The sequence below is a fragment of the Paenibacillus pinihumi DSM 23905 = JCM 16419 genome (assembly GCF_000422505.1).
In the GTDB taxonomy this organism is placed as follows: Bacteria; Bacillota; Bacilli; order Paenibacillales; family Paenibacillaceae; genus Paenibacillus_D; species Paenibacillus_D pinihumi.
The window spans coordinates 1-8,079 of the sequence record NZ_AULX01000045.1 but is presented as its reverse complement, the minus strand read 5'-3'; the positions used below and the strand labels follow the sequence as shown (position 1 = coordinate 8,079).

Sequence of the window (8,079 nt, the reverse complement as noted above, 5' to 3'; positions counted from 1 at the left end):
TAAATCTCCGCTTCCTCTTTCTCATTACGGGGAATTCCGTCTCGCCAGTTAATCTTCGGATAGACCGGCTCGTACTTCGTATACCCTTCTACGCCCTCGTTCGCGTAATTCTCCAGCTCCATCGCGGTCCACAGCGCATCCCGCAACGCTTTGTCCATATGAGTACGGATGCGGCGGACTTTGGATAAAATCGGCATGAACCGGGATTTGATCGCCGTACCGTCCGTATGTGACGTACCTGTCCCGCCCTTATCAGATCCGGCCATTACCGTACCAAACAACCATTGCGGAGTCTCGGACTGGATAAATACGAGCGACAGCAGCATATCGAGTTCTTTAAATGCGCCCTCAAGCTGCGAATTCCACGTCATGTATCCTGGTGTTACGTCGTCCTTGCCTACTGGAATATACTTGCCGCCCCATCGGACCGCATTCGTACCGTCTTCCTCTCCGATATCGTCCGGACCGTAAGCGACCGGGTCCGAGTGTTTCCACAAGATGTAATCGATCTGCACGAGCCGATCGTTAATCGCGGCCAATACGGATTCAAGCTTTTCAATTCCGCTGATTCCGCGCCAGTCGTCGTCCACCGTCTTATACGGAGCGTGGAATACTAACGGTCGATTGACTCCGGTTGCCACTATGTCTTCGTCACGGCCCGTCGCGACCGGTTCGCCAATCGTAAATGTTGGGATTTTCACACCGTATTGGTTATTGACACCTTTCGCCGTAAGCTTATACCGTTCATAAAGGATGTAGCCGGGCAAGTGACGCTCCACTGCGAGGTATGGCGTTTCCTTCTCTTTTTGACCGGTGAGTAGCGAAGGAATTACCGCCTCTTTCTCGTCGACCCACTCCACGTAAGCAATATTGATGGCTGCGAATTTCTTCCGGCTACCACGGGCCAATTCCGGAAAAACGTAGCAGGCGTCGACAGCTTCGATGATCGGCTCGTGCTTCTCGTCAGGTACGTCCAGCCCCGCTTCCTTTAACGCTGAATAATCGTTACGGTCCGCGTAATAAGTCTTGAGCCATGAGTCCCCGCGGATGCCGCCGCCCGTTACCGTTTCGTGGATAAGCTGTACAACGTCGTTCTCTTCGATAATCCGATTAAGCGCCGCCTGTTCCGCCGAATCGTCAGGGTTACCGGATTCAAACGTTGGGAGGTCGCCGACCATGAGGTCCGCCGGTTTTCCGATAAGTACGTCCATTAGGTTTACGGCGATGTATAGTTTGGCGAGCTGAGGCGCGGCTGGCGTATCCTTCAACAATTCCGACGCCCTCTCGTAAACGTCAAATAGCCGCCCGTCGTATATCGCGCGGCCTCGCTTGTATTTCGCGATGCGTTCGATATCGTCCGGTGGCGGGTACTGATTTCCCGGCTTAAATAGCTTCGTCAACTTGCGACCTCCTTTATCGAGATGGCTCCGGTCAGGATCAGCTTGTATTCCGCGACTCGTTTATCCCACCCGGCCGACTTCGCTCCGGTACGTAAATGCTCGTTGTATTCGGACCATAGCGCGAAGGAAACGGCGACTTTGGTAGATACTTCGTTGCCACTTTCGACCGTCCCGTTAAACTCACGAAGCGCACGGTTTTTACTGGCGGAAAATATCGCCCAGGAATCGTAATCAGGAGCGGCAAGTTGCCGATCGTATTCCGCTACAATTGCGGTGTAATATCCGTTTAGATCGAAAATGTGGACCGCCTCCTTATCGATAAAATACTGCCGGTTTATTTCGTACCTTCTTTTTACCTCGCGAAACATGCTCTACAGCTAATTGCAATGCGTCGGCCGAGTCTACGTAATCGCCATGAGGATACTGCGCCATTTGATCAAGCAGCATCGTATGTGAGCGATTAAATATCAACGTTTTATTGTGACACAGCGGTTCGAGCGATTCGATCCGCTCCTCTTTGGAGGACTTGTGCGATTTCACATCGTTAATTCTCGTCCTCATTACGCCAGCCTTTCGCAAAGCCTCCTGTAACTGCCGGTAAAACTCGTGCTGCGCATTAATCGTCTCAACGCTGAATATATCGTGCCGCCACTCACGGATTTTCTCGACAATCAGGTCGATGTATACGTGCGGAGCCTCTTTCGTTGCGTACTCGTCAAGCACGAAAATGTGCCCGGTCTTTTCGTAGCGTCCTACGGTTAGGACGGCGTTATAACAACTCCGCGCGTTCTTTCCGAGCGCTATGTCCCATGCCCCGCTTATCATTAAATCCTCGACGGGTATCTTCAAATCCTCGTATCGAATGTATCGACGGCCCTGATCGTATTCAAAACGGTAATATCCGTAAGTATCCGGAAAGAAGAATTGTTCGTCTTCCGAGAACGCCAGATTTCGAAACTCCGAATTATATGCCCGTGTACCCATATTGAACTTTTCGTGCATGAGCGCCCGATAAGTCCATCGCCAGGGCCACGCCAGTACGACTCCGGCCTCCAACGCTTCCCGGTTCGCTTCGTAAAACGCATCGACTTCCGTCATATCATCGGCACGCCCGTAGATTTCGAGATATTCGTCCCAAAGCTTCGGGTTGTCCGGTTCCTGTATAACAGCACCGTGAAACGAGGATTTAAAATCCTTCCGCTTGAGTACGTGATTCAGGAGTCCAGTAGCGGAAACCATCGTACCTACGAGGACAATCGCCGTAGATTTCGTACCTATCGGAACAACAACGGAGTTAAACCAGTGTACGAGCTTCTCCCGCGCATCCTTCGTACCTTCATTGTTTATAGATGACGGATCATCTACGATAACCAGATCGGGCCGATACGAGCCGTGCCGCTTACCGCGAAGCTGCTTGTTAGACGACGACGCCTCCACTAACGCGCCACTCAGCGTAATGAACGCCTCTTCGTTGTCCCGTTCGTTCTGTGTGTTCCGCTCATACAAAATAGCCCCGAAATCTTCTCGGAGCTTCGCGTTAAATTTAAGCTGCTTATTAACCCACCCGATAAGCTTCTTCGCAAGTCCGTCCGTTTCCGATATTACAAGGACGTATCGCCTCTTCCGGAATACGATTTGATGCAACGGTAATGCGTTCGAAAACATACCGGACTTGGAGTGTCCCCGCGCAGCCGCTATTGCAAGCCTGGCGTTTCTCTCGACATGATCGACGTAATCGCAAAGGTCGAAGAATTCCCGATGAATTGGCGCAATAGCTTCTAATGGATCGTGTAAGGTCCCGTCGTCAGCGTTCCGAACGATATTGTCATCGTTGTCAGGATTACCGCCGTCCGATATATACTCGTAAGTAAAATAAGCTACGTCTTCCTCTGCGCGGTGGACTCGGACCAGCCGCCGAAGTTCTTCCACCGTCGCCTGATACGTTTCTATGTGATATTCCGTTGCTTTACCCGCCATAATCAGCGCGTGAAGCTTACGCCCTCTCTCACGTAAGAGACTGATACGGTCGGCCCGCGCTTCACGTTCAAGCCATTGTCCGTCGATCCACGCGATAGGAACCGACCTCCTTTACGTTTAGTCTTCCGCCAAAAGCTCGTCAATCTCAGCGATTTCGGCCGCCAGTTCCTCGTTAGACCGCGATGCCCCCGCGTCCTTTGTTTCAACTGCGACTTGCGCCGTAATCAAGCCCTCCCGCTTCATAAACAAGTCGATCGCCTTAACGGACGGCTGCGAACTATCAATAAGCTGCATCAGCTTCCGGTATACCAGCGACCGTTTACCGGTGAGAAAATCGTCGGCCAGCGAATTGGCGTAATCAATAAACGCTTTATTCTGCGTACGCCATTCGTATAGAGTGTTCCGGCTGACCCCGACCTCGGCCGCGATTTCCTCGAAGCCTTTTCGCTCGTCTTCCGGTGCGAAATCCCGTTCTACTACCGCTAGGGCCGCGATTTTCTGACGGCCGTCAAGCCGGGATTCGAGTTGTTTTCGTTTTGCTGCGGACATGTTGCGTCCTCCTTTCTATTTACCGTGGTTTTACCGCCAATACCGTTGGTTGGGCGTATTACACTGCCAAACGATTAGGACACGTAAATTGCCGTGTTTGGACGGCTTAAATTAAGTAATGCGACCATCTTCGTACGTTCACGTTGATATGCCGCTTCAAATTCGTGAGATTGCGAAAGTAATTCGTAGATGTATTCAGCAGAAGACCCGCTCCGTTCCGTCATTCCAGCTATTACGAGATCAAACCGTTCCTCCGTAAATGCTTCGGTTCTGCTACGGAAATCGAATAATGACGCCGATCCTTTCGAGGAATTACAACTTGCGCACACCTTTACGAGATTCCAGCGGCTATTTGGTCCGCCTTGGATCATCGGAATAATATGGTCGATATGAAAAGAGCGCAGCCCATCGTCAGGGCCACGCTCCTTACCGCAGTAACTACAGGTGTCTTCCGTAAAATAAACGTCGTATGCGTCCTCCATCGTTAGGTCCGAGAATACTCCGGCCTTTGCCGCAAGGTATCGGGACGTCGTGTAGAACGGTGCATGAGGTTTCCGTTCGCGATGCTTACGCATATCTGTCCGAAGCTTTTCTCGATCCTGTTCCGTAAAGTTATCCCGTCTCTTACATGCATACTCAGCGAGATACGACCGATTATTAATGTTGCGGCATTTATTGCAGTCTTTGTGATGTGCGCTAAACTTAACGCCGTCCCCTTCCGGTTTCTGACACGTCCGACAAATACGCAATGTCTCACACTCCTTGACCCATTGAGTTCAAAAAATTGCACGTAACTTATAAACAGCAGAGGCGGCCATTTCTACGGGTGCCCTGGGGGGTTTCGCGCTGTACCGCACCACCGCGCTGGCATATGCGCAAAACACGGATTTTATTCAATAGTAGTGTCGCCGGAAACCCGCGCCATTACTGGATTCTTCCGGATATGACCGTGCCCAACACGGTTAAACCTGCGTATATTCACCGATTATGCATCGTTTATGCAGCGGATTGGCCGTATTTCCGGCCTGACCCCGTGAGTTTCGGCGACCTCGTCAGGCAGGCGCGCGTTGCAAATGTACGGAACCATACGATAGGCAACGGAAGCCTGTTCCGGTAGCCCTTCCTCCCGTAACCCCACGGAAAGGTCCGAAAAGGCCCCGAAAGGCCTCGTAATCCTCCCGCTTCATTAGAGCCATTTATAAACGATCGTCTATTGATTAAGGTTACGGTGAACCCTGTTAACGACGTATTCGGTCCCGCTCCACACGCTGACCTCGACTATCTCCTCACATGACGCTTGATCTAAGGTTATCTTGCGTATACAGATCGGCACATCTCCGTCCTCTACCATAGTAAGTCCGCGGTTTGACGAAGGTTTATCGTTAACAATCCGAATAAGTTCCGCTACTTCCGCAGGAGTTCCGGATGCTTCCGTCTTCCACACGTCACCTACCCGAATAATACTAACCTTCATCATATCCACCCTCCGCGATGTCCCCGTAATAGCCACCCGATGAACATACATAATACCGGAGCCACAATAACTATCGATATATTACGGAGACTGTCCGCAATACCTTCCGTTCTTGGATTAAATGGCGCGGGTCCGACGTAAATAAACGCTGATATGACTAATACGGAATGGATCGCTAGACATACATAAAGGACCGTTAGCATTCGAAAGCACCTCCGTCAATCTCGTAATAGCAACCAATACAATGTGATGTACAACGCAGGAAACGCGGTTAAAAGCAATAGATTCGCTAATACCTGAGATCGACCGTATCTCTTTACGTTCAAGCATCCGGTAGGAACGTAATGAAGAATAGCAACGAGAACCAGCGTAATGTGTACCGCTAGGAATGCGAATAGGATCGTATACATCGTTAATACCTCCGTTGTAGATAACGTAATGCTCGCGTACAGTGATTACACTGACCGGGAGCATAAAGGATAAAACCTTCGTCCAGCAGCCAAAACCGTGCTGCTGTCCGGACTATTTTACTTACGCATCTCTTATCTTTTTATTTAAAGGACTACGTAAGAAAAGCTGCTGAGGGAAGGTGCTTTTCCTTCCCGAAGCTAGGCGGATGTTTTTCCCGCCTAATTGTTTTTCATATTCGCTATTATTTAGTAAGTATTTATACGTAGGTATTTATAACGTAAGTATTTATACCTCACCGATATAGTGATAGCCGGATCACTGTTTTAGTGATACGCTAATCACCGATATAGTGATCCGCCCCTTTAATTACCAATTGATGCCGTCATATATCGATTTTTGTTCGGTTTCCTCCGGTTTGGATTTTCGTGCTGCGAACTGTTCTGAACGCTTCTCGTAATGTTCACGCGCTTCTGGAAATCGTCCGTAAAATTCCGCCTCTTCCGTTATCGGAGGCTTTACGTAATACATATCGTTTCCGTACGTCGAGTGCCGCTTAGTTACGATTAATCCGTAGTCTTTTAGCACCCGCTTGTACGATACAACCTGGTTTATTCCGCAATTCAGCGCGAGCGCTATGTCTTCCGTTGATGGAAATGCGTACCCGTATTGCGGATTACTGCGGGCCATTAGGTACACGTACAACATCGCGTGACTCGATTTAAAGTCAGGCAGTCTCGTATATAACGTAAAAATAGCGTTATGCACTCTCGTAAAATCTCTCGTCGGCTCAAAATTAAACATCACTCCACACGCTCCCCACTCCACATATTAAGTTTTATTTACGGTCACTATATTCGTCCAATGACCGTCTCACTGCATCAGACTTTTCGAATAACCAAAAACGCCCACCAGTCCGTTCGTTTACACCTACGCAAATGTACCGGTGACCTGCGGATACAAGAAACCGAAACATTGCAGGCGAATAGCAAAATAAGTAAGCATTACTCATCAGATATCACTCCACTTCGGAAGATTGACGTTCATGTAACAGATACAATGAGACTACAAAATCACTTGGCGCAATCTCGGGATTAACATATTTGTTCGGATTTATTTGTAACTTCACTGTGTGACCTATTTCGACATAGCCGAGGTACCCTGCGACACACAGACTGTTTAGTAGCTTACGTGTGTATCCGATACTAAACCCTGTTAACTCAGAAATATCTGTCTTAGTTAATTCCGGGCCACCCGCGTAACCTTTTAGTAGGTATGACGGGTCTTGAATAAATCGCGTCAAGTAGTCAAATACCGTGAGAGCCGTCTTTGAAACATGCAGGTGTTTATTCATCAGCCCCACCACCCTTTAACGCGTCAGCCGCTGCTTTCAATTCCGCCAATGCTGCGGTTGCTTTCCGTGCCTCGCGTTGAAGCGCTTTGAGTCCCGCGATAGCCTCGGATACATTTACGTTTACTTTTACTTCGCCAATATCGGCCATGTACAATCGTCCCCTTTTCGATGTGTTAGCGCTAACCGGCCGGAGTGTACCCGACACATTCGTTTGTCAACGCAAAAAAAAGCCGACAAATGTCGGTTGTTGTGTTTATTCAACTAGCGATAGCTTACGCGCTGAAACGTCCCAGCAACCCGCCCTTTCTGGCGTATAGACGTGCTAACTCACGTTCTAGCTCAATTAACCGCCTTTGGATGCGAAGGACGTCACCTAGCGATTCGCTGTCGCTTGTATCCTCGAAGCTATCATCTTCTTCGAATTCCTCTCGCTCAAGCTCCGCTATTTCTCGTTTCGCTTCGGTGATCCTTTCATTGACTTCGTGCAGCATATCTTCGTAATCTAACCTTGTGTAGAACGTTTTGGCCTTGTTATACTCGGGCTTTAACGTTGATATAAGGTAAGTCTCGTAAATATCCTTTTCGTACTCGTTCTCAACAAGGTACAACCGCACGTGAGAAGAAAAGTGGTAGAAATCAGAAGACATAGAGTGCCGAGAAATTCTCCGTTTGAAGCTTACCGTTTTACCTACATATAACGGGACATTCCGGTCATCGTAGAAGACGTAAACTCCAGGCAGATCATACATGCTCTTGTTCCTTATTTCTCTTGGCGCTGCTTCCAAATACACTTCCGGTAATGACACGGTAATTGACATACGGGTTTCCTCCTAAATGGTATTAGGAAGGTAGGACGGAGTTTACCCGCCCCTTCGTCACCCACCTTGAAATTTTTCTCAATACCCGTAGCCAAATAA

The 8,079-nt window shown here is 49.1% G+C and carries 9 protein-coding genes; all 9 read right to left on the bottom strand.

Going from position 1 to position 8,079, the window contains the following annotated elements; all coding sequences use genetic code 11:
* The coding region (locus H583_RS0113875; protein WP_051236460.1) for a phage portal protein at nucleotides 1-1,400 on the bottom strand (1,400 nt) is incomplete at its 3' end.
* Nucleotides 1,397-1,768 (bottom strand): hypothetical protein, encoded by a 372-nt coding sequence (locus H583_RS0113870; RefSeq protein WP_028560973.1) that lies wholly within the window; start codon nucleotides 1,766-1,768, stop codon nucleotides 1,397-1,399. The genes H583_RS0113870 and H583_RS0113875, both read right to left, overlap by 4 nt.
* Complete coding sequence (gene terL / locus H583_RS0113865; protein ID WP_425414521.1) at nucleotides 1,713-3,377, bottom strand: phage terminase large subunit; 1,665 nt, start codon at nucleotides 3,375-3,377, stop codon at nucleotides 1,713-1,715. The genes H583_RS0113870 and terL overlap by 56 nt, the downstream gene beginning before the upstream one ends.
* 117 nt (nucleotides 3,378-3,494) lie before the next feature.
* Nucleotides 3,495-3,926 carry a phBC6A51 family helix-turn-helix protein gene (locus tag H583_RS0113860; protein WP_028560971.1) on the bottom strand — a complete coding sequence of 144 codons (432 nt, stop codon included), beginning with the start codon at nucleotides 3,924-3,926 and terminating at the stop codon, nucleotides 3,495-3,497.
* A gap of 74 nt (nucleotides 3,927-4,000) precedes the next feature.
* A complete protein-coding gene (locus tag H583_RS38155; RefSeq protein WP_425414522.1) occupies nucleotides 4,001-4,408 on the bottom strand; it encodes an HNH endonuclease in 408 nt (135 codons plus the stop codon).
* 728 nt (nucleotides 4,409-5,136) lie between these two features.
* Nucleotides 5,137-5,403: a hypothetical protein gene (locus H583_RS0113845; protein WP_028560969.1), complete on the bottom strand. Its 267-nt coding sequence runs from the start codon at nucleotides 5,401-5,403 to the stop codon at nucleotides 5,137-5,139.
* Nucleotides 5,404-6,177: 774 nt separating this feature from the next.
* Nucleotides 6,178-6,612 (bottom strand): helix-turn-helix domain-containing protein, encoded by a 435-nt coding sequence (locus tag H583_RS0113835; protein WP_028559784.1) that lies wholly within the window; start codon nucleotides 6,610-6,612, stop codon nucleotides 6,178-6,180.
* Between the two features lie 542 nt (nucleotides 6,613-7,154).
* Complete coding sequence (locus H583_RS37210; RefSeq protein WP_169456468.1) at nucleotides 7,155-7,310, bottom strand: hypothetical protein; 156 nt, start codon at nucleotides 7,308-7,310, stop codon at nucleotides 7,155-7,157.
* A 124-nt stretch (nucleotides 7,311-7,434) separates the two neighbouring features.
* Entirely contained in the window at nucleotides 7,435-7,980 is a 546-nt protein-coding gene (locus H583_RS0113820) for a GIY-YIG nuclease family protein (protein ID WP_028559786.1), read from the bottom strand.
* Between the last annotated feature and the right edge of the window lie 99 nt (nucleotides 7,981-8,079).